22 protein-coding genes are annotated in these 23992 nt (G+C 35.7%); 19 read left to right on the top strand and 3 right to left on the bottom strand.

Going from position 1 to position 23992, the window contains the following annotated elements:
* Positions 1-1141 precede the first annotated feature (1141 nt).
* From HPY74_07580 to HPY74_07570, 3 genes are all read right to left on the bottom strand, one after another.
* The gene (locus HPY74_07580; GenBank protein NSW90525.1) at positions 1142-1438 is read right to left on the bottom strand and encodes a hypothetical protein; all 297 of its coding nucleotides are present in this window, start codon (positions 1436-1438) and stop codon (positions 1142-1144) included.
* A gap of 14 nt (positions 1439-1452) precedes the next feature.
* Positions 1453-2445 (bottom strand): flotillin-like protein FloA, encoded by a 993-nt coding sequence (gene floA, locus HPY74_07575; protein ID NSW90524.1) that lies wholly within the window; start codon positions 2443-2445, stop codon positions 1453-1455.
* A gap of 70 nt (positions 2446-2515) precedes the next feature.
* Complete coding sequence (locus tag HPY74_07570) at positions 2516-3052, bottom strand: hypothetical protein (protein ID NSW90523.1); 537 nt, start codon at positions 3050-3052, stop codon at positions 2516-2518.
* 290 nt (positions 3053-3342) lie between these two features.
* Between HPY74_07570 and HPY74_07565 the strand changes: the two genes are divergently transcribed.
* From HPY74_07565 to sigG, 19 genes are all read left to right on the top strand, one after another.
* Positions 3343-4161, top strand: a complete 819-nt coding sequence (locus tag HPY74_07565; protein NSW90522.1) for a hypothetical protein — start codon at positions 3343-3345, stop codon at positions 4159-4161.
* Between the two features lie 59 nt (positions 4162-4220).
* Positions 4221-4778, top strand: a complete 558-nt coding sequence (gene thpR / locus HPY74_07560) for an RNA 2',3'-cyclic phosphodiesterase (protein ID NSW90521.1) — start codon at positions 4221-4223, stop codon at positions 4776-4778.
* Between the two features lie 75 nt (positions 4779-4853).
* Positions 4854-6134, top strand: coding sequence for a CapA family protein (locus HPY74_07555; GenBank protein NSW90520.1), 1281 nt, complete (start codon positions 4854-4856; stop codon positions 6132-6134).
* A 226-nt stretch (positions 6135-6360) separates the two neighbouring features.
* Positions 6361-6792 (top strand): division/cell wall cluster transcriptional repressor MraZ, encoded by a 432-nt coding sequence (gene mraZ, locus HPY74_07550; GenBank protein NSW90519.1) that lies wholly within the window; start codon positions 6361-6363, stop codon positions 6790-6792.
* 8 nt (positions 6793-6800) lie between these two features.
* Complete coding sequence (gene rsmH / locus HPY74_07545; protein ID NSW90518.1) at positions 6801-7742, top strand: 16S rRNA (cytosine(1402)-N(4))-methyltransferase RsmH; 942 nt, start codon at positions 6801-6803, stop codon at positions 7740-7742.
* Positions 7743-8017: 275 nt separating this feature from the next.
* Positions 8018-8500, top strand: a complete 483-nt coding sequence (locus HPY74_07540) for a cell division protein FtsL (GenBank protein NSW90517.1) — start codon at positions 8018-8020, stop codon at positions 8498-8500.
* Between the two features lie 46 nt (positions 8501-8546).
* Positions 8547-10733, top strand: a complete 2187-nt coding sequence (locus tag HPY74_07535; protein NSW90516.1) for a PASTA domain-containing protein — start codon at positions 8547-8549, stop codon at positions 10731-10733.
* Between the two features lie 34 nt (positions 10734-10767).
* A complete protein-coding gene (locus HPY74_07530; GenBank protein NSW90515.1) occupies positions 10768-12270 on the top strand; it encodes a UDP-N-acetylmuramoyl-L-alanyl-D-glutamate--2,6-diaminopimelate ligase in 1503 nt (500 codons plus the stop codon).
* Positions 12248-13648, top strand: a complete 1401-nt coding sequence (locus HPY74_07525) for a UDP-N-acetylmuramoyl-tripeptide--D-alanyl-D-alanine ligase (protein ID NSW90514.1) — start codon at positions 12248-12250, stop codon at positions 13646-13648. Before HPY74_07530 ends, HPY74_07525 begins: the two co-directional genes overlap by 23 nt.
* 20 nt (positions 13649-13668) lie before the next feature.
* Complete coding sequence (locus tag HPY74_07520; GenBank protein ID NSW90513.1) at positions 13669-14664, top strand: phospho-N-acetylmuramoyl-pentapeptide-transferase; 996 nt, start codon at positions 13669-13671, stop codon at positions 14662-14664.
* 18 nt (positions 14665-14682) lie between these two features.
* Positions 14683-15786, top strand: coding sequence for a putative lipid II flippase FtsW (ftsW, locus tag HPY74_07515; protein NSW90512.1), 1104 nt, complete (start codon positions 14683-14685; stop codon positions 15784-15786).
* 69 nt (positions 15787-15855) lie between these two features.
* Entirely contained in the window at positions 15856-17121 is a 1266-nt protein-coding gene (gene murA / locus HPY74_07510; protein NSW90511.1) for a UDP-N-acetylglucosamine 1-carboxyvinyltransferase, read from the top strand.
* A gap of 3 nt (positions 17122-17124) precedes the next feature.
* Positions 17125-17952, top strand: a complete 828-nt coding sequence (locus tag HPY74_07505; protein NSW90510.1) for an FtsQ-type POTRA domain-containing protein — start codon at positions 17125-17127, stop codon at positions 17950-17952.
* Between the two features lie 25 nt (positions 17953-17977).
* Complete coding sequence (locus HPY74_07500) at positions 17978-18334, top strand: small basic family protein (GenBank protein NSW90509.1); 357 nt, start codon at positions 17978-17980, stop codon at positions 18332-18334.
* 60 nt (positions 18335-18394) lie between these two features.
* Entirely contained in the window at positions 18395-19636 is a 1242-nt protein-coding gene (gene ftsA / locus HPY74_07495; protein NSW90508.1) for a cell division protein FtsA, read from the top strand.
* Positions 19637-19729: 93 nt separating this feature from the next.
* The gene (gene ftsZ / locus HPY74_07490) at positions 19730-20827 is read left to right on the top strand and encodes a cell division protein FtsZ (GenBank protein NSW90507.1); all 1098 of its coding nucleotides are present in this window, start codon (positions 19730-19732) and stop codon (positions 20825-20827) included.
* A gap of 364 nt (positions 20828-21191) precedes the next feature.
* On the top strand, positions 21192-22088 hold the full coding sequence (spoIIGA, locus tag HPY74_07485; GenBank protein NSW90506.1) for a sigma-E processing peptidase SpoIIGA: 897 nt from the start codon (positions 21192-21194) through the stop codon (positions 22086-22088).
* A 37-nt stretch (positions 22089-22125) separates the two neighbouring features.
* Positions 22126-22857 (top strand): RNA polymerase sporulation sigma factor SigE, encoded by a 732-nt coding sequence (sigE, locus tag HPY74_07480; protein NSW90505.1) that lies wholly within the window; start codon positions 22126-22128, stop codon positions 22855-22857.
* 143 nt (positions 22858-23000) lie between these two features.
* Positions 23001-23774: an RNA polymerase sporulation sigma factor SigG gene (gene sigG, locus HPY74_07475; protein ID NSW90504.1), complete on the top strand. Its 774-nt coding sequence runs from the start codon at positions 23001-23003 to the stop codon at positions 23772-23774.
* The last annotated feature ends 218 nt before the right edge of the window (positions 23775-23992 follow it).

Here is a 23992-nt window from a genome sequence, read left to right as displayed (position 1 = left end):
TATTCTACTATGGAAGTACAGAAGGGGAGTATTAAAAAAGAAATAAAAGATACTGCAACAATTGAAGTTTCTTCCGGAACAGTTATATCCTCAAAATATGGGGGACGCTTAAAAGGGTTTTATGTGGGGATGGGTGATATTGTTAAAGAAGGGGACTTGTTAGCCGAGTTTGAAACGGATAGCCTGGAAATAAAGCTTGGACAGTATGAAATAGCTCTTGAAAAAGCAAAATTAAGTGGTGAACAAGCAATATCCCAGGTTGAAAGGGAAATAGAACTGGCCCAATTACAACTTGAAAAATTAAAAAGGGACCTTTCAGAGAAAGAACAGTTGAAAGAATCAGTTTTGGCTGAAGGAGGTTCAACCTTAAAGTCTCTTGAAGAAGATATTGAAGGAATAAAAGGCTTGATAATAAGACAGGAAATAGCAATAGAGGGGCTTAAAGATAAATTGGAAGCGACGAAAATCAGCTCGGATTTGGATGTAAAGAATGCGGAATATCAGTTAAAGCAAGTTCAAAGGGAGTTGGAAAGCGCAAAAATTATATCTCCTGTAGAAGGAATGGTTTTTAATGTTAGCGAATTAGAGCTTGGAGAATGGGTAGGCGCCTATTACCCAATGCTTACGATAGTAAAACTTGAAGATGTTCAAATAAAGTATTCGGGCTTTAACGTCCGGTACTTTGATGTGGGCATGAAAGTTGGAATATCTTTTGAAAAAGAAGAATTAGAGGGAGAGGTTGTAGTATCTCCTGCTTACCTTCCAAAAGATGCTCCGGCTAATAGTAAAGAAACGATATTAATAAACATTAAAGGGCTTACAATGGAGACTGCAACGAAGAGAACAGGAAATATACGTATAAATCTTGTACTTGAGCAAAGAGATAATGTTGTAGTAGTTCCAAAAAGGGTACTTCAAAACTACATGGGCAATAAATACGTATATGTGTTGGAAAATGGCATAAAAAAACAAAGGTTTGTGGAGGTTGGCATTGAAACCAATCTGGAGGCTGAAATTGTAAAAGGGCTCGAAGCTGGAGAGTTAATAATTGATACATAATACATAATAATCATAATAATAAATAAAATTACCCGCCATTATATATAAAATGACGGGTATTATAAGAGGTAGAAATATCCAACTATCTCCTCCTAATCCTTAAACACTTGGGTTTCCCTAAAATTTCGGAAAAAATTATTCCCTGAAGGATATTTTCCGGTTTTAATTTTATCGGGGATGGCGCGGCTGTTTCCTGGGATAGCAGGGACATTGATGTCTCCCGGGAGGGGAAAGTTGTACTTTCTTGTGTCCTACTATCCTGTAGTTCGTTATACTGTATATTGTTATACTGTATATTGTTATACTGTGTTCTATTTTGCTGTGTTGTACCGTATCGGCGGTTTAACTGCTCTGGCTGATATACGTATTTAGTAGCCAAATAAATCATCCCCTTTATTTTTTGTCTATTGGAGCGGAATCCGGTTTAGCAGCTGAAGAAATTGAGCTTCTCATTTGCGTATCTGCTATTATATTCTGCATATTGTAATAGTCCATTACCCCGAGTTTACCTTCGCGTAAAGCTGCTGCCATAGCTATGGGAACCTGCGCTTCTGCTTCAACAACTTTTGCCCTCATTTCTTGTACTGCAGCTTTCATTTCCTGTTCTTTTGCGACTGCCATCGCTCTTCTTTCTTCTGCCTTAGCCTGGGCAATACGTTTGTCTGCTTCGGCTTGGTCTGTCTGTAGCTGTGCGCCTATATTCCGTCCTACATCAACGTCTGCAATATCAATAGAGAGAATTTCAAAGGCAGTACCTGAATCCAGCCCTTTTTCCAAAACAGTTTTGGATATTAAATCAGGGTTTTCAAGGACTTCTTTATGAGAATTTGCAGATCCTACTGTGGTAACAATGCCTTCGCCGACACGGGCAATAATTGTCTGTTCACCGGCACCGCCCACAAGTCGGTCAATATTGGCCCGGACTGTTACCCTAGCTTTTGCTTTTAATTCTATTCCATCTTTAGCTATTGCAGCAATTATGGGTGTTTCAATAACCTTTGGATTGACACTCATCTGGACAGCTTCAAGGACATCACGGCCTGCAAGGTCAATTGCAGCAGCCCTTTCAAATTCCAGGGGTATGTTTGCTCTTTGTGCGGCGATAAGTGCGTTTACGACCTTATCTACGTTACCTCCTGCCAGGTAATGGGCTTCAAGCTTGTTTATGGAGACATCAAGGCCTGCCTTAACTGCTTTTATCATAGGGTTTACAATTCTAGCAGGAATAACTCTTCTAAGGCGCATCCCTATAAGGGTTAATATACGTACCCTTACTCCGGCTGCATATGCTGAAATCCAAAGACCTACAGGTATTAGGCTAAAAAAGGTGGAAATGACGAAAATTATTATGACAATAAATAAAATAAAAATAAATACATCAGGCATTTAAAACTCTCCTTTCAAATTATTTAATTATGATTTAATTTTTATCCTATTTTTGCTAAAGTACCAATATTTATTCATTTTGTCGTAATTCTTCATCTTGCTGTAATTTCTTTACAACAATCCGCATACCTTCTACTTTAACAACTTTGACTTTTGTCCCTTTAGGTATAAACTCACCATCAGTGACAACATCCAATCTTACACCATTAATATTTACACTTCCCGAAGGACGCAACATTGTAGTTGTTATGCCTTCCTTACCTAAAAATGATGAAGGCTCACTTCTTCCTACAAACCCACTTTCCTTGTTCATTCTGTCTGTTAGTATAAGTTTATTATTTAGCCGTCCTTTTGACGCCGACCGCAGAAAAACAAATAAAAGTATTCCAATTACAATAAGGATAATTAATATCATTACTATTGCATCCAACAAGCTGCGGGCGGTAAACATTATACCCAGGATAAGAAGAATAATCCCGGAAATACCCGGCGCACCAAAACCAGGATTGAACAGCTCAACAGTAATAAGAACAAACCCTAGAATAAAACATAGTGCTGGAAGCCAGGTGATTCTGAAAAAGAAACCGAACAAATCATACCACCACATCAGGTTCCACCTCCCTCCCGGAGAAAAATATTACTAAAATAATTACTGTAACAAAGCAGAAAATATTTTTTTAAAACATTTTGCTTATATTCAATTATATATGATTTGTTAGGTAATTAAAATACTAAAAAGAAAAATTTAAAAAATAACCTGAGGACGCATTTTTTCCTCAATTGGGAAATGTTTGATATATATGTTAAATTGTGTTACTATTTTCCATATAAAACTATAAATGCTGTTAGATTCTCTTATCCTTTCTTTTGAAATTTACCTTATTGGAGGGATTGTTTGTGAAACACTATACTCGTATTTTCCCCCTGGTAGTATTAGGTTTCTTTGTGTTTATTGTAATATCTGCAGGGTGCAGTGAGGTAAAAAAATATGTTGGCCCAAAATACGAATCTATTTCTTATGATGAAAAAATATTTAATGTTATATATCCGCTTAATATTGAAATAATCGGCCAAACAGGCAATATTGAAGTATACAATTGGGACGAGAAGGCAGTTAAATTTGAAATTACAAAAAAAATAAAAGATATTAAGAATGATAATCTAAATGATAAATTAAAAAATTTCAAAATAATTGCAGATTGCAAAGAAGAAAAAGATGTATTGTTTGAGTGGAAATATGAAGGCCCAAAAAAGGGAGTTCTAGACCAAAGTATAGATTTAAAAGTGTATTTACCTAAAAAAGTAGAATCAATAAAATGCAGATTGGATATAGGTAAAATAAAAATTTATGATGATTTGAAATGTGATATATTTGCTGATTTGAATATGGTAAACATCGAAATAAATAGATTTGAAGGGAAATTGAATTTAAAAGGTGAAATGAGCAACTTGAAATTATCGAGCGGAATGCTAAAAAGCAGGACAGAAGTTAAAATTAACATGGGTAATATAAATATAAAAGCAGAATATGAAATAAATGGCAGCTATTATTTTGAAACAAAAATGGGAAATGTTGACCTGGTCCTGCCGTTAAATTCAATGGTAAGCTTTGAAAACACCGGATACGTTCAGGTTAATGAATTTAAAGCAGAGGGGTACCCTACTAAAATAAAAGTTAAAAGTGATATGGGAAGGATCTGTATTAATAAGTATTAAAAAAATTATACTTTAATTCGTCTCAATATTATGTTAAAATAATCTCAGGAGGCTGTAAGATGAGGTCTTTTGTAGCTATAGATTTTAACAAGGAGCTTAAAATAAAACTTGCCGACCTGCAATCAGGCCTAAGAAAATGGGCAGTTTCAGGACGGTGGAAATATGTAGATAATTTTCATTTGACCCTAAAATTTCTTGGAGAAATTAAACCGGAAAGTGTTAGAAATATAGATAAAAAACTTTCGGGAATATGTAATGGCTTTAAGGAATTTAAATTAAAATTTTCCAGTCTTGAATATTTTCCCGGGGAAAAAAGTATTAGAGTGTTATGGCTGGGTTTGGAAGGAGATGTTGATGAATTAATTAACCTGCAAGAAGAAATTGACATCCAATTAAAGAGTATAGGATTTAAACCGGAAAAAAGAAATTATATCCCTCATATTACTATTGGCCAGGATGTTGTTTTTATTGATGAGTTTGAAAATATAAAAAGAATGTTTACCCTAAATGAATTGCCGGAAATTGCAGTTAAAAGTGTTTACTTGTTTAAAAGCGAGCAAATAAACTGCAAGAGGGTTTATACACCCATAAGTGAGTATGATTTTGCTATAAAATAAAAAATATAGAGATAGAGATAGAGATAGAGATAGAGATAATTTCACAAACATAAACTCAAAAATGGGGTGGATAAGATGTGGAGGAACAAGCAGAATATTATTTTAATAGTAATATTATTTATGTCTTTCGTAATATTGCTTGGCATAAGGGTTTACGATAGGCTGAGATATAATAGTAATATGAGGGAGAGTATAGCAGAAGAGGATCTATCCATTAATCGGCGTATTGCTGACCCTAATAACATTGGCTCAAGTCAAAAGGATTCGGCTGGAGAGAAAAACTCAGAGGACAAGGTTGTAAAAGCTGATTTAATGTTAAAAAGTTCGAATGATGAATTAGAGTCCAGCGAAACAGAGAAAAAAAGCAAGTATGAACTTCTTTATATTAAAGCAGTTGGGGATATAATGTTGGGAAGAGGAGTAGAGTACCATTTAGATAATCAGGGAAAAGATTATACATATCCATTCCAGTATGTTGCAGATGTCTTACGGGCGGGAGATATTGTCTTTGGAAACCTGGAAGCATCAATGACTGAAAGCAGCCATAGCCTTGACCCAAATGGGAAGTATGTGTTAAAAAGTCGAGTAAAGGCAGCAGAAGGTCTAAAATATGCAGGATTTAATGTTCTTAATCTTGCAAACAACCACATTATGGACTACTATGAAAAAGGTCTCTTTGATACAATGGATACCCTTGAAAAATATGAGATTGCATATTGCGGGGCGGGGAGAAATATTGAAGAAGCGAGAAAACCCGCCTTATTAAATGTAAAAGGCGTTAAGGTTGCAGTCTTGGGGTATACAGACATGGCAGAGTATATATACAAAGGCAATCCAATGATTAGTTTTGCTGCAGAGGAAGAAAAAAGCGGAGTTGTTCCAAGAAAATATGAATTAATAGAAGAAGATATTGAAAAAATACGTGAAAGAACAGACCTTATTATAATATCTCTCCACTGGGGAGTAGAAGACAGTTTTGAGGTTACAGAGGAGCAAAAAGAATTTGCATACAAGCTTATTGATGCCGGCGCCGACATAATCCTGGGACACCATCCCCATAAATTCCAGGGGGTTGAAATCTATAATGGTAAGCCTATTGTGTATAGTATGGGTAATTTTATATTTGATCAAAATGATTCTTTAAAACAGGAGTCTTTTATTGTAGATATGGCTTTTAACGATGAAAAATTAGTTTCCCTTGAGCTGCTACCTATAAGGATTGTTGGAAAGACCCATATTATAATGCCAAAAGGGCAGGATGCCAAGGAGCTATTAAAAAGAGAACTGGAGCTTTGCGGAAAGCTTGGTTCAAAGTGTGCAATTGTTGATGATAAGATTGTGTTTAATATAAAGTAATTATTAGCGCCAACCTCAAAAAGAAAAGACAGTGGCCAAAATGCCACTGTCTTTTCTTTTTTTATTATTTAAACTCTTTGTGCTTGTTTATATGAAAAAACAAATTTTTTATATAAAAAAATAAAAAAAACCCTTGATTATTTTGGAAATATGCAATAGAATTACATATAGGTGGAGAGAAGTGGTGTAAAGTGGTTATAAGTGTATGGAAGGTGAGGTAAGCTCCTTGTTTTACGGTGAATACCAGCATTCAGTAGACCAAAAAGGCAGGGTTATTATACCTGTAAAGTTCAGAGAAGGATTGGGTGAGAAATTCATACTTACCAAAGGCCTTGAAGATTGCCTGTTTGCGTATTCATCAGAAGAATGGAGTAACTTGGAGGCAAAATTAAAAACACTTCCTTTTACCGATAAAAATGTCAGGGCATTTATAAGGTTTTTTTTCGCAGGGGCAACCGAATGTGAAATGGACAAGCAAGGAAGAATATTAATACCCCAAAATTTAAGGGAATATGCCAAACTGGAAAAAGATATTTATGTAATCGGTGTTTCAACGAGAGTGGAAATATGGGACAAAATCAGATGGGAGCAATATTGCAGCCCTGAAAATATCAGCCCTGATGAGATTGCCGAAAAAATGGCGATACTCGGAATATGAGGTGGCAAATGAATTATAACCATGTACCTGTTTTACTTAATGAATGCATAGCCATGCTCAATATAAAAAGTGATGGAGTATACATAGACGGTACAATCGGAGGGGCCGGACATTCAGTAGAAATACTGAAAAAGCTTGGGCACGGAGGCGTCCTGATAGGACTGGATAAGGATGCGGCTGCAATTGAAACATCAAGAGGGCGTTTGGAGAAGATAAAGACAGAGGCAAAGATAATCCTGGTGAATAGCAATTTTAAGTATATAAAAGAGATTTGCTTTGAAAATGGGATAAGTGAAGTGGACGGAATACTTCTGGACCTGGGTGTATCTTCTCATCAGTTTGACGAAGTAGAAAGGGGATTCAGTTATCAGAATGACGGCCCCCTCGATATGAGAATGGACAGGTCTCAAGGTTTAACAGCAGAGATTATTGTAAATGAGTATGAAGAAAAGGAAATTGCCAGAATAATTAGAGAATATGGTGAAGAAAAATGGGCATCAAGAATAGCGTCCTTTATAGTTAAGGCTAGAGAGAAAAAAAGAATATGTTCCACCCGGGAGTTTGTTGACATTATTAAGGCTGCAATACCGGCACCGGCAAGGAGGAAAGGTCCTCATCCTGCCAAGAGAACTTTTCAGGCCTTAAGAATAGCAGTAAATGATGAACTGGGGGTATTGAAAGAAACAATAAACGATGCTGTTTCTATTTTAAAGGAAAGGGGGAGGTTATGTATAATCAGCTTTCATTCCCTTGAAGACAGAATTGTGAAGACCGAGTTTCAAAGAATGGTAAATCCTTGTACATGCCCCAAGGAGTTTCCGGCCTGTATGTGCGGTAAAAAAACCACAGCTTTACTTGTAACAAAGAAGCCGATAACTCCTTCTGAGGAAGAACTAAATAGCAACCCTAGGGCTAGAAGCGCCAAACTTAGAGTATTGGAAAAGGTTTAATTAAGCACATAAAATAAAAACCCGAAATACAAAGGATAAAGACTAAGAGACGAAAGATAAAGATGTTAAAACACTAAAGATAAAATAAAAGAAATATACAAAAGATAAAAAATTCAAAAATACAAATAGCCGGCCGGATTCCAAAAGGGACCCGGCCAACTTACCAATACTTTATTTAAGTTAATTATTATTATAAATATATAAAGTTATAAAGTAAAAATATAAAGTAAAAATATATGGCATAAATTGCCGTAGAGGTGAATAAATTGGTACAAATGAAAAATAATGATTATGTATACGGTACGTTGGCAAAACAAATTCAATATGATGTTTATGAAGAAAATGAAGTACTAAAGGAAAAGAAAAAATACCGTTTAAACAGGATCACCAAATTTAAAGCAGTTGTTTCAATATTGTTAATTTTTGCGTTAGGTTTTATAGTTGCATACCGTTATGCTTTAATAACTGATTTAAACTATAAAATTAGCAAACTTGAAAGAGAGTATGAAAACTTAAGGGACGAAAATTCAAGGCTTAAGGTTGCTGTTGAAAAAGATACTGATTTACCCAGGATAAAGGAGGCTGCCGAAAAGAAATTAGGCATGCAAAAACCGGATAAATATCAGATTGTATATATAAGAGTACCGAAAAGTAATTTTACAGTTACTTCGGAAACTTATAAGAATAGTATTAAAAATAATAATTTGCTTGCTGTAATTTTGACCAAAGTTGATATAATAAAAAAATTATTTGATTAACCAATTCATATTTAACCGAGTCATATTTATTGCAGGGGGTCATTTTGTGGCAGGACCAAATTTACAGGTAAAGAAAAGGCTATTAACCGTTCTGGGTGTATTTTGCCTGTTTTTTATTCTTTTGATAGTACGTGTAGGATATATTCAAATAGTCCAGGGACAAAAACTTAAAAGTATGGCATATGAGCAGCAGACCCTTGGCAGACTAATTAGTCCAAGACGGGGGACTGTATATGACAGAAACGGGAAAAAGCTTGCCATAAGTGCATCAGTAGATACTGTTTTTGTTAATCCCAGTGATATTAAAAGTTCTAAAATCCCTCCTGAAGAAATCGCAAAGAAACTTTCAGAAATTCTTGAGATGGATGAAAATACCATACTGTCGAAGCTTATGAAAAATGTTCAGTATGAAGTAATAAAAGAAAAGATTGACAAAGAAATTGGAGATAAAGTTAGGGTATGGATTAGAGATAATGGTATTCGAGGCATCTATGTAGATGAAGACACAAAAAGATTTTACCCTCACAGAAATTTGGCATCCCATGTATTAGGCTTTACAGGGAAAGACAATCAGGGCTTAGATGGTGTAGAAGCAATTATGGAAAAATACCTTAAAGGCGAACCGGGGCGAATATTAAGTGAAGTTGATGTAAGTAACCGTACAATTCCGTCTAAAGCAGAGAAGCGTATTAATCCTAAAGATGGACTTGATGTGGTACTTACGATAGATGAAACTATTCAATATTTAGCAGAAAAAGCCATAGAAAAGGCAATAGATGAAAACAAGGTTTTAAATGGGGGGATTGCCATAGTAATGGACCCAAGAAACGGTGATATATTGGCAATGGTCTCCAAGCCTGATTATGACCCCAATGATCCTTTTGCAGCCCCTCCCGGTATTGATCCTAACGCATGGAAGGGCTATACAAATGAAGATGTTGCCCTTCTTCAAAGTACTGTTTGGAGAAATAAGGCTGTATCGGATACCTATGAACCTGGTTCCACTTTTAAAGCAATAACAGCTGCCGCGGGACTAGAAGAAGGGGTTATTACTCCTGACACTAGAGTAAACGATTTCCCTGTAAAAGTGGGGGGCTGGACCATAAGCTGTTGGAGAGATTATAACCCTCATGGGGAGGAAACTTTTAAAGAGGGAGTATATAATTCCTGTAACCCTGTATTTGTAAGAGTAGCTCAAAGTCTAGGCATAGATACTTTTTACAAATATGTTAGGGCTTTTGGTTTTTATGAACCTACCGGAATAGAATTGCCGGGAGAAGTAAAAGATACCATATTTCATTCAAATCCTCAAGAAATTGATATGGCTGTAGCTTCTTTCGGGCAGAGATTTCAAATAACACCCATACAATTAATAACAGCTTACGCAGCTATAGCCAACGGCGGATATCTTATGAAGCCCAGGCTGATAAAGGAGCTTAGAGATTCTCAGGGCAATATTGTTGAAAAATTCGAACCAGAAGTTGTAAGACAGGTTATTTCTCGGGAAACTTCAGAAACCTTAAGAGAAATATTAGAAGGAGTTGTCTCTATGGGTACAGGAAGAAACGCGTATGTGAAAGGGTACAGGGTTGCAGGTAAAACCGGGACCTCCGAAACGACAGAATCAAAAACAAAAGGACGGTATATTGCGTCATTTTCTGCCTTTGCTCCTGCCGACAACCCTGTAATAAATGTATTGGTGATATTGGACTATCCTACAGGGTATTCCTATATGGGTGGTGTTATTGCAGCTCCTGTAGCGGGGAAACTTATAGAAGACATTTTGAATTACTTGGGTGTTGAAAGGCGCTATACTGAAAAAGATAAAGAAATGATAATAGAGCAGGTTTATGTACCGGATGTGAGAAATATGACTCTTGAGGAAGCCAGAAATGTATTAAGGAATTATCATTTGGAATACAAAGTGGAAGGAGATGGCAATAATAAAAATATAACTATTGTAGACCAAATGCCTAAACCGGGGGCAAGTATACCGGAAAAATCCGTAGTGATACTTTATACATATAAACCTCAAGAATATGTAAATGTCAAGGTGCCGGACTTACGCAACAAAACTGTATATGAAGCTACAAAGGCATTGAATGATATAGGATTGAATATAAAGGTAAACGGAGACGGAGTGGCAGTTACACAGGAAGTTGCTCCAGGTACCGAAATATATAAAGGTAGTATAATAGAGGTTGAATTTAAGCATCTGGATAATGTAGAATAAAAATAATATAGTATAGTATTGCTGGAGGTAGTGTATGTTATTACGGAAATTAATAGAAGGGTTAAGCCCTGAAGAAGTTAATGGGGAAGTTGATATTGATATAAGCAATATAGTATATGATTCACGGAAAGCAGTGAAAGACTCACTATTTGTTTGTATAGATGGTACAACTGCAGATGGACATAGATTTATCCCGGAAGCTATTGAGAATGGGGCAGGAGCCGTCCTTGTCCAAAAGGAAGTAAGGGTACCGGATGGAATAACTGTTGTAAGGATTAAAGATACAAGGTATGGACTTGCTTATGTATCAAGCATATTCTTCAATAATCCTTCAAAGAACTTTAAATTAATTGGTGTTACCGGGACAAAGGGTAAAACAACAACAACATTTATGGTCAAGAATATTCTCGAGGCGGCAGGCCGGAAGGTGGGACTGGTTGGGACTATTAAAAATATGATAGGCAATGAAGTGGTGTACGCAGGAAGGACTACTACGCCTGAGTCTTACGATTTACAATCTCTTTTTTTTGAGATGTTTGAAAAGAAAGTTGACAGTGTTGTCATGGAAGTATCATCTCAAGGGTTGCAGCTCCACAGGGTAAGTTGCAGTGATTTTGATATTGGAGTTTTTACAAATCTTTATAAAGACCATATTTCGCCAATAGAACATAAAGATATGGATGAATATCTTAATGCGAAAATAAAGCTTTTTAAGATGTGTAAAGAAGGATTGGTAAATATTGACAGCTCGTATGCCGATAAAGTATTAAATGAAGCAGAATGCAGGATGTATACTTTCGGCATAGAAAAAAACTGTGACATAAAAGCATATGACATTATTAAGCATCCTAATAGTATTGAATTCAAGGTTAGTTCCAAATGGGTAAACGGGGATATAAAAGTAAATATACCGGGAATGTTTACTGTCTATAACGCATTGGCAGCCATAGGCGTGTGCTGCCTAATGGGAATTCCCTACAAATTTATCAAAGAGGGCCTTGAAAAGGTCAATGTGCCGGGTAGGGCTGAAACTGTTAATAGCGGTAAAGATTTTACTATTATAGTAGATTATGCTCATACAGCCGAAAGCCTGGAAAATATATTAAGCACAGTAAAGGATTTTGCCAACGGCAGAGTTGTGTGCGTATTCGGATGTGGCGGTAATAAGGATAGGGGAAGGAGGTTCGGTATGGGCGAAGTGTCCGGGCGGATTGCTGACTTTACCATTATAACTTCAGATAATCCCCGGAGTGAAGACCCTGTTTCAATAATTAACGATATTGAAACGGGTATAAAGAAAACAGAGGGTAGATATATAAAAATTGTGGATAGACGTGAAGCCATAAGATATGCAATTAAAAATGCTAAACCCGGCGATGTAATAGTTATAGCAGGTAAAGGCCATGAAACTTATCAAATATTTAAAGATAAGACAATACATTTTGACGATAGGGAAGTTGCTGAAGAAATACTTAAAGAAATTGCTGCAGAACAGTGTAGTGGGGGTAAAAATAATGCAAATGATAAAATGCAGTGAAGTTATTGAAGCCACTAAAGGTAAATTGGTTTCAGGCAGTGATGATACTGAATTTTTAAATATATCTACAGATTCACGTAGCATAAGAAGTGGTGAACTTTTTATTCCAATTAAGGGTGAAAGATTTGATGGCCATGACTATATTGAAGATGCCCTCAGGTCCGGCGGGGCCGGGACCATTACTCAAAGGGATATTACAGATATAGTTAAGGGAAACAGGGAAGCAGCTTTTGAGAAGAAGGTTATCATTAAAGTTGATGATACTCTAAAAGCATTAAAGGACCTGGCCTTGTATTACAGACAAAAGTTTAAAATTCCTTTTGTGGGCATAACCGGTAGTGTAGGTAAGACCAGCACAAAAGATATGGTTGCCTGTATTCTGATGCAGGAATACAATGTATTAAAGACACAAGGCAACTTCAATAATGAAATAGGAGTGCCTCTTACCATATTTAAGTTAGAGCCTTATCATGAAGCAGCAGTTTTGGAGATGGGTATGAGCGGCCTAGGTGAAATAAGCAGCCTTACATCCATAGTACGTCCCCAAATTGCAGTTATAACAAATATAGGAATGTCTCATATCGGGAAATTAGGTTCCAGGCAGAATATATTAAAAGCTAAGATGGAAATTGTGGAAGGAGTACCAAGGAATGGCCTTGTAGTTTTGAACGGTGATGACAATTTGCTCTATGGTCTGAAAGGCTTCTTAAATAGACGTACTGTTTACTATGGCATGGATGAAGGAGTGGATTATCAAGCATATAATATTCAGAATGCGGGAGAATCCGGCGTTTATTTTGATATAAATATTAAAGGCAGAGAATATAACATCCATGTACCTCTGCCGGGTGTACATAATGTTTATAACACACTGGCAGCTATAGCTGTTGGGGTTGAAATGGAAGTACCGGTGGACAAGATAATCGAAGGAGTAAAGTTTTTTACATCTGATAAAATGAGATTGAATATAATTTCATATAATAAGATAAAGATAATCAACGATACATATAACGCTAGTCCCCAATCCATGGAGGCTGCTTTGAGGGTTTTAAAAGACATCAATGGGTATAAAAGACGCATAGCGGTTCTTGGGGATATGTTGGAACTGGGTGAATGGGCATATAACGCTCATTTTAACATAGGGAAATTTGCAGTTTCCCTGGGGATAGACTATATCATAACTGTGGGAGAAAATGGGAAAAGTATTGCAGAGGGAGCGTTGGAAGCAGGAGCTCGCCGTGAAAAGGTAAAATCTTTCCCTGATAATATTAAGGCAATAGAATTTCTAAAGGATTTGGTAACCGAGGAAGATGTGATACTTGTAAAGGGTTCGAGAGGGATGGGAATGGAAGAAATAGTTCTGCAATTAACAAAATAACATTCAAGAGGTGAATATACTTGAGAGAACCTTTTTCAATATCTGTACAAGTTATAGCTTTTATATTTACATTTGTCTTGTCTCTAATAATCGGACCGATTATTATTCCAATCTTAAGAAGGTTAAAATTCGGGCAGACTGTTAGAGATGACGGACCTTCTACCCATCTTAAGAAAATGGGTACTCCCACAATAGGGGGATTAATATTTCTTATACCCATTACATTGGTGTCTTTATTTTACTCCTTAAAATATCCCTCAATAATACCTGTAATTGTAGTTACTCTGGGTTTTGGAACAGTTGGATTTATAGATGATTTTATAAAAGTTTCAAAAAGAAGGAAGGATGGTTTGTACTCGGACCAGAAAATAATAGCCCTTCTTATTGTTGCAGTTATATTTGTAATTTATTCACTGAATAGTGGAATTTTGAATACAGACATAATAATACCGTTCATGGGAATTGATTATACTATTAATCTGCCTGCATGGTTTTTTATACCTTTTACAGTATTTGTTCTTCTTTCAATTACCAATGCGGTTAATCTTACTGATGGTATAGACGGACTTGCTGCGGGAATCACTCTTATTATTATGGTTTTCTTTACTGTTGTAGCAATGACCCGCAGTGAATGGGACTATTTAAAAATATTTTCAGCCATAGTGTCGGGGGGGTGCCTTGGATTTTTGACTTTTAATATTCATCCGGCCAAAGTATTTATGGGTGACACAGGTTCCCTAGCCCTTGGTGGTGTAGTAGGTGCAGTGTCTGTTTTAATGAAGATGCCGTGGATGTTATTGGTGGCAGGTATTATATACGTGCTTGAGGCATTATCGGTAATAATACAGGTTACCTCATTTAAGCTTCGAAAAAAAAGAGTATTTAAAATGACGCCGATACATCACCATTTTGAACTTTCAGGCTGGAAAGAATCAAAAATAGTATTGGTATTTTGGACTGTTACAGTTGTTTCATGTTTAATGGGGCTTTTATCGTTAAGGTTAAAGTTTTTTTAAAACGGAAGGGAATATTTTATGAAGGGAAGAAAACCATTTGATTTTTGGATATTTATGACAGTGCTTATATTACTTTCTATCGGAATAATAATGGTGTTTAGCGCAAGTGCTCCATATGCTTACAATACTTACCGGGACGTTTATTATATATTAAAACGTCAACTATTCTATGCACTTATTGGGCTGGTAGTGATGCTCATAACTATGAATATTGACTACAGATTATTCGGCAAGTATTCCCCGTTACTTCTTGTGGCAAGTATAGTTCTCCTTATATTAGTATTGGTACCTGGGATTGGGATTGAAGAAAACGGTTCCAAAAGATGGTTGGAAATAGGGGTAAGGTTCCAACCGTCCGAAATTGCCAAATTAGCCGTAATTCTTTTCTTTTCCCAGAGTCTTTCCCAGCGCAAAGACCAGTTGAACTCCTTTTTCAAAGGACTTTTTCCATACCTGGTGTTAATAGGAATTCTGGCTGTACTTTTATTGCTTGAACCTCATTTGAGTTGTACAATTATTACCCTATCGATAGCATCAATTATTTTATTTTGTGCCGGAGCAAAAATAAAGCATTTTATGATACTCTTAATCCCTGCAGCAGGAGTATTTGCAGCTTTAATAACCTTTGTGGACTACATGAGGGTAAGAGTATTGTCATTTATTGACCCATGGAGTGATATGCAAGATACAGGTTATAATGCTGTACAATCTCTTTATGCCATAGGCTCGGGAGGGCTGTTTGGCAGAGGACTTGGGAAAAGCATGCAAAAGTTTCTTTACCTTCCTTATCCCCATAATGATTTTATTTTCTCGGTAATTGCAGAAGAATTGGGTTACATTGGAGTACTGACTATAATAACACTGTTTTTGATTTTTACATGGAGAGGAATAAAAGTTGCAATGAATGCGCCGGATTTGTTTGGAAGCCTTGCAGCAATTGGTATTACTTCACTTGTTACAGTTCAGACAGTCCTTAATATTGGTGTTGTAACATCATCAATACCGCCAACAGGAGTATCTCTACCTCTATTTAGCTATGGGGGGACTTCACTTGTGCTGGTTATGGGAGCAGTCGGGATTCTCCTTTCCATATCTCGCTACTCAAATTATAGCAGGATATGAGGTGATGATGGTGTAGTAACACTTTTTTCCGCCTCGCATAATATGATAATGTAGTGCGAGGTGTTTTAAATGAGTAAATTAGTTGTAACTGGTGGTCAAAGGCTTAAAGGAGAAATTACCGTAGATGGCTCCAAAAATGCGGTTTTGCCAATATTAGCCGCTACTTTACTAAATGCCGGGATTAGTGTAATAAAAAACTGTCCCATGTTGAAAGATGTTAAGGTAGCACTTAAAATATTAAGTATGGCAGGGTGTAAAGTCAAATTTGAAAATGGAGTAATAACTGTGGATTCTTCTGTAATTAATTGCACCGAAATACCTGTGGATTTGGCTGCCGAAATGAGGTCATCAATAATTTTTATGGGACCTATGCTTGCTCGATGTGGTAAAGTTTTAATAAGCTTTCCAGGAGGATGTGAAATCGGTCCCCGGCCAATCGACCTGCATCTTAAAGGTTTGAGGAATATGGGAGCAAAAATACTGGATGCCTATGGCGGTTTCCTGTATTGTAGGGCAGAACGTCTTAAAGGTTGTGATATACATCTTAGCTACCCAAGTGTAGGGGCTACTGAAAATATAATGCTGGCCTCAGTGTTTGCAGAAGGTGAGACGTGTATTCATAATGCAGCTAAAGAACCGGAGATAGTAGATTTGCAAAACTTTTTAATAGCAATGGGTGTTAATGTATCAGGAGCAGGATCCGGTATTATTTCTATAAAAGGGAAAGGTGCCCCTAAAAAACTTAAGGATGTAGAATATACCATAATTCCCGACAGAATTGTTGCAGGGACATATATGGTAGCATCAGGGATAACAGGTGGGGAAGTGACTATAAAAAATATTATCCCTGAGCATTTAGCTTCAGTGGTTTCAGTTTTGAATGAAGCTGGATGCAAAATTAAGGCATACAACAATCAAATACATATTTTTGGTCCTGAAAGGCCGGAGGCTGTTGATATTATAAGAACGCTTCCTTATCCTGGTTTTCCTACAGATATGCAAGCACCTCTTGTAGCCTTATTAACAATTGCAAAGGGAACAAGTATAGTTATTGAAACTGTTTTTGAAAATAGGTATAAGCATGTAGATGAGCTCATGAGAATGGGAGCAAATATTACCCTTGAAGGGCGTATTGCAGTTATAAAGGGAGTGGATAGGCTAAAAGGTGCTTTTGTCTATGCAAGAGATTTAAGAGGTGCTGCTTCATTGGTCCTGGCAGGTCTTGCAGCAGAAGGCGAAACAGTGATCAATGAGATTAAACATTTAGACAGAGGTTATGAAAATATTGAAGAAAAACTGTCTAGCCTAGGGGCATTAGTGAAAAGAGAGGCTTGAGCTATGAAAGATAGCTATATGTATGAAAAAAAAACAAAAATTAAAGAAAAGAGAAAAAGAAAGAAAAAAAAGTTAAAGTATATAATGATTTTCGTCCTGCTTGTTACAGCTATGGTTTTACTTGGTATGTCTTCTATATTTAATATTTCAAGGATACATGTGAGTGGGGTTAAATATTGCACTGATGAAGATGTCATTACTGCATCGGGAATCATAAAAGGTACTAACGGTTTTAAAAGTATTGGAGGCAATCTTCGTAATTTCTTGTTTTTAAGATATGGACAAGCCGAAGCTAATATATTAAATAAGTGTCCATATATTAAAAATGTAACGGTTAAATATATTTTACCTGATAAGGTATTAATCCATGTGGAAGAAAGGGAACCCTTTGTCTTAATACCTTATATCGGTGCATTTTTACTTATTGATAGGGAAGGATATGTATTAAAAACAGTTGACTATAAGGAAAAATTTTCTTTACCTCTTGCTAAAGGAGTAAAATTTACCAACTACGAAATTGGACAGGCTCTCAAAATAGAAAATAAAGAAAACTTTGACAAGTTAATAATTTTAATAGATACATTGACGGAAGAAGAAAAAAATGATAACTTTAAACTTATGGATTATATTGATACTATAGATGTCAGTGATATTAATAATATTTACCTGTTTGTAGATTCCAGGTTAGTGGTAAATTATGGCGATTTGTACGACTTAAATTATAGAATTAGGGCATTTAAACAAATATTTTATAAAAATATCAATAAAAAAGAAAAAGGAATGCTTGACTTTACTGTAGGCGATTATCCGGTTTTTATACCGGAGGATTAGGAAGCAATGATTAGGAGGCATTTTTATGGTTCCTGTAATTGGTTTAATTGTAGGAATAATACTTGGTATATTTATACCGTATAATATACCCAGACAGTATTCAAATTATGTTGCTGTTGCAATACTTGCGGCCCTTGACAGTGTCTTTGGCGGGGTTGCGGCTGCTGTCCAGGATAAGTTTGATATGAAAATATTCCTTTCCGGTTTTTTTGGAAATGCATTACTTGCTGCAGGGCTGGCATATATTGGTGATCAGCTTGGCATAGAGATATATCTTGCTGCAGTTTTTGCCTTTGGCAATAGATTATTCTTAAATTTTGCTATTATTAGAAGATACATATTGAATAAACTATCAAAAAAGGATATTATAAAAGGAGAATAGTTTTATTATGATAGCAAGCAGTTGTTTATAATTTGGAACTTCCCATGGGAGGTAAAAAAAGTGGAAGATATTATTGTTGGAATAGATATTGGCACAACAAAAGTCTGTACCTTAATAGGAAGAGTGGACAAAATAGGGCAGTTGCAAATTTTAGGGAAAGGATTTACACTCTTTAACGGTGTTAGAAAAGGTGTAATAATTGACATAGAAGAAACATCAAAAGCAATCAGGTATTCTGTAGAAGAAGCTGAGAATGAAGCCGGCTTTAGTATTAATTCAGCATATGTAAACATCTACGGTACCCATGTGGATGTAATAAATCATAAAGAGAGCATAAGTATTTTAAATGAAAATCAAATAGTTACACCGGATGATCTTGATAGATTGTATGATGCAATTGAAAAACTGCCAATTCCTGAAGGTGTTCAGATTATTGATATTATCCCTAGACAGTATATAATTGATGGATATGGTGGTATATTGGACCCGGTAGGTATGTCGGGATTGATTCTTGAAATGGAAGCAGATGTTGTTACAGGTAAACTTACCTCTGTTCAAAATATTATAAGAAGTGTAGAAAAAGCCGGTTTAGAAGTGGACGGCATCATTATAGAAGCTTTCGCTACAAGTGAAGTATCTCTATCACCCGAAGAAAAAGAAATGGGTGTTATTTTAATTGATGTGGGCGGAGGTATTACAGATGTATCAGCTTTTAAAAATGGTAAAATTGTAATGTACGATTCTATACCTGTTGGAGGAGAGCATATAACAAATGATATTTCTATAGGGTTAAAGATATCTTATTCTGAAGCCGATAAAATAAAAAAGCAGTATGAGTTAGCATTAACAACTCTTATTAAAAATGATCAAGAAATATCTGTATACGATATTAATGAGGAAAAATTAAAGAATGTGCAAGTATCGCAAATTATTGAAATAATTGAAGCCAGGGTGTGCGAAATATTGTCCCTGGCAAAAAACTTAATTGAAAAATATGAAAATATTGACATGTTTAATGCCGGTATTGTTTTAACCGGTGGAGGAATATCTTATGTTAACGGTAATAAGCAAATAGCAGAAGACATATTTAATTTACCCGTTAGAGTTGCCTCATATAGATCTATAATAGGGGTATCCAAACCCGAATTTGTTGCAGCTGCGGGAATTATTAAGCATGTTGCCAGGCGTAACAAACACAGCAGCATTTCCGACAGTGCGAGAGAAATACAAATAGATAACAAAAATAAGTTTGGAGGCTTATTGAAAAAAGTGGTAAAGGCAATTTACAAATGGTTTTCTTAATGACAAAATGCTATTGCGGCCGTAAAATAATTTTAATTATTTATAAAAAATTATTTAATTTACAAGGGAAAAGTGTGAAGGGGGAGAATTACTTTGTTAGAGTTCGATATTGATACAGAACAGTTTGCTCAAATAAAAGTTGTGGGCATAGGCGGTGGAGGCAATAACGCGGTTAACAGAATGATTAACGCAGGTCTTCGTGGAGTTGAGTTTATAGCAATAAATACCGACAAACAAGCTTTGTTTTTGTCAAAAGCAAATACGAAAATTCAAATTGGAGAAAAAATTACAAAAGGATTAGGAGCAGGAGCAAATCCTGATATTGGCGAAAAAGCAGCTAACGAAAGCAGGGATGAAATTAGCCAATCGATAAAGGGAGCCGATATGGTTTTTATTACCGCCGGAATGGGCGGAGGAACAGGTACGGGAGCAGCTCCCGTAGTTGCGAAAATAGCTAAAGAGATGGGGATACTTACGGTAGGCGTGGTGACAAAACCGTTTATTTTTGAAGGAAGAAAAAGGATGCAGTATGCTGAAAGGGGAATTGAAAATTTAAAAGAGGCTGTAGATACACTAGTTACAATTCCTAATGACAGGTTACTGCAGGTTGTTGAAAAAAAGACTTCAATTGTGGATGCCTTTAAAATGGCGGATGATGTACTAAGGCAAGGTGTCCAGGGAATATCTGATTTAATTACAGTGCCCGGCCTTATAAACCTCGATTTTGCGGATGTCAAAACAATTATGATGAATACAGGACTGGCTCATATGGGTATAGGACGGGCTTCAGGTGAAGATAGAGCGGAAGAAGCTACTAAAAAGGCAATAGAAAGCCCATTGTTGGAAACATCAATTGAAGGATCAAAAGGTGTGCTGTTAAATATAACAGGTGGCGCCGATCTTGGGCTATTTGAAGTGGATATTGCTGCAGGACTGATTGAGAAATCTGCAGATCCGGACGCAAATATTATTATAGGCGCAGTAATAGATGAAAACCTGAATGATGAGATCATTATTACGGTTATAGCGACAGGGTTTGAAAAATCGGCCCCTGTGAAAAAACAAGAAAAGACAGCAGCACCACCAAAATCATCAAAATCTTCTTTTATTGAAAAACCTGCTGCTTCTATAGAAATTGCAGGAGATGAGTTGGATATCCCTACATTTTTAAGAAGGAACAGATTTAGATGAGCCAGGCAGATGATTCACTTAATGGCAACAGTGTATTTGTTCCTGGGCGCATTTTCTTTTTTTGAAGAATAATATGGCAGATATCGATTTCCACGTATATATTCACTTCATTATTTAGAAAACACCATACGTAGAATTAAACAGTATGGTGTTTTTTATATTATAACATTGCGCTTTAGTGCAGGCGTTGTTAGGTTGTATTATTCTGTAAAAAAGTGGAATAAATTAATTGAATTTTACAAGAAAATTTTACAAATTATTTATAATGCAGGGTATATAATGTTAGTAACAAATTTTAGTTATAAATGTACATGCTTTTGAATATATGTAATATAAGGGATTGTCTGACTGTGAGGTATAAGGTATGGAAATATATCTGGATGTCCTGATTCTGGAAAATATAGTCATGAATTATTTAATACTTTGGACTTCCGGGAAGCTTTCAAAAATGAAGACATCCAATTTACGTCTATTCATTGGGGCTCTTTTAGGAGCTCTATATGCAGCATTTTTGGTAGTTAAACCCGGCATAAGAGTATACTATACTGCTATAGCCAAAATATTATTATCTGTTGTCATGGTGGCTGTTACATTTTCTCCAGGCAAACTAAACTCCTTTTTAAGAATCCTTGCTATTTTTTATATATCTACTTTCATTTTTGCCGGCGCATCTTTTGCCCTTATTTATTTAAGCAGTCAGGGAGCTCTTGTGAAGAATGGAATGATATATGTATACTGGCAATCTAAATGGACGACTATTTTTCTCTCAATAGTAACTTCAATTATTATACTTAGAATATTCCAGGAGTTAATTCAATATAGACTTATGAGAGAAAGACTTTTGACGAGATTAAGAATAAAATTTGAAAGCAGAGAAACAGATGTTTCTGCTTTAATTGATACAGGAAATTCATTGTATGATCCTTTGTCAAATATGCCGGTGATAATAGTAGAATTCAATGCTATAAGGAATATACTGCCGTCTGAGATTTGTAAAATATTCGAAGATTCAAAGGAAAATGATTTCACATTAATGATAGAACAAATATACAGTTCAAGATGGTTTAACAGGTTTAGATTAATACCTTTTAGCTCATTAGGAAAAGAAAATGGTATGTTGATAGGTTTTAAACCCGACTATGTTGAGATTGGAGATGATGAGGGGAAAAAAGGGATCAGCGATGTTATCATTGGAATATACAATAAGGCTCTTTCAAAGGGAAAACATTACAGGGCATTGTTAAGTCCGGATTTAATGTAAATGAGTTATATTTATTCTTATAAAGGGGATTGAGACAATGGTTGCATTTAAAAAACTTAAATTGGAATTGTATATTAAATATGTAAATATACTTGAGAAATTAGGTTTCCGAAAGGGACATCCTATTTATTATATTGGCGGTAGTGAAGCATTGCCACCTCCTTTAAGTGTTGATGAAGAAAATTATTTAATAGATAGACTGGGCAAAAGTGATTACGGGGTAAAGAAAATCCTAATCGAAAGGAATCTAAGGTTGGTAGTATATATTGCAAGAAAATTTGAAAACACCGGTGTTGGGGTTGAAGACCTTGTTTCTATAGGTACTATCGGTTTAATTAAAGCAATAAATACTTTTAACCCGTCAAAAAAAATCAAACTTGCAACTTATGCTTCAAGATGCATTGAAAATGAAATACTGATGTATTTACGAAGAAACAATAAAACCAGGACTGAAATTTCTATAGATGAACCCTTAAATACGGATTGGGATGGTAATGAATTGCTTTTATCGGATATATTGGGTACAGATAATGATGTTATTCATAGAAGTTTGGAAGATGAAATAGAAAAGGAGCTACTGAACACTGCTATGAAAAAACTCTCTTCCCGTGAAAAAAAAATAATGGAACTAAGATTCGGTCTTCAAAATGGAGTGGAAAAGACCCAGAAAGAGGTTGCCGATATGCTTGGGATATCACAATCATATATATCCCGTCTTGAAAAAAGGATAATCAATAGACTGAGAAAAGAAATCAATAGAATGGTTTAGAAACGGTATAAAATAAGGTTGAACAAAATACTTCTTTGTGTCAAGGCTGTTTTAAAAAATTTTTTGTTCTTATTTACGGTATAAAAATAACCTCCATGGCAATAATGATACTGACAGAATTTATTGGCCGGGAGGTTTTTTCAATGCATAACAATAAAGTTGAGATTTGTGGAGTAAACACATCCAAATTACCTGTTTTAAGTAATGAACAAAAAGAAAAATTGTTCGAAAGAATGCATAAGGGGGACACCTCGGCAAGAGAAGAGTTTATAAAAGGCAACCTAAGACTTGTATTAAGTGTTATCCAGAGATTTAATAACAGAAAAGAATTTTTAGATGACCTTTTTCAAGTTGGATGTATAGGATTGATCAAGGCTATAGATAATTTTGATGTTTCACAAAACGTTAAGTTTTCAACTTATGCCGTCCCTATGATAATTGGAGAAATCAGAAGATATTTGAGGGATAACAATTCCATACGTGTAAGCCGTTCACTGAGAGACATTGCTTATAAAGCACTACAGGCCAAAGAAAGGCTTACTAATAAGAACTCCAAGGAACCTACCATATCTGAGATAGCCGAAGAATTAAGAATACCAAAGGAAGATGTTGTCCTTGCACTAGATGCCATACAAGATCCTGTATCCCTTTTTGAGGCTGTTTATCATGATGGAGGGGATGCCATATATGTAATGGACCAAGTAAGTGACGAAAAAAACACTGATGAAAATTGGATTGAAGGACTGTCATTAAAAGAAGCCATGCAAAAACTAAATGATAGGGAAAAGCTAATACTTAACTTAAGATTTTTTGAGGGACGCACCCAAATGGAGGTAGCTGAAGAAATAGGCATTTCACAAGCACAGGTATCAAGGCTTGAAAAAACAGCACTTTTGCATATGAGAAAGTATATATAGAATTAATCATATCCATCATCTATTGATATATAATGTCACAGTTCCAAAAATACAGGGTCATCCTTCATATTGATACTGGAGTAGACATATATTATGAATAGGTATCAGTGGACATTTGAATATATATTGTGTAAAATAAACATATAAGTCTGGTGCAGAAGAGGTAAAATTGTACCGGCTTAAGGTGTGAGGTGATAAAATTGTGAACCGCACTATTG

The sequence above is a fragment of the Bacillota bacterium genome (assembly GCA_013314855.1).
Classification (GTDB): domain Bacteria; phylum Bacillota; class Clostridia; order Acetivibrionales; family DUMC01; genus Ch48.
The sequence above is the reverse complement of the archived record's forward strand: the minus strand, read 5'-3'. Positions and strand labels throughout refer to the sequence as shown.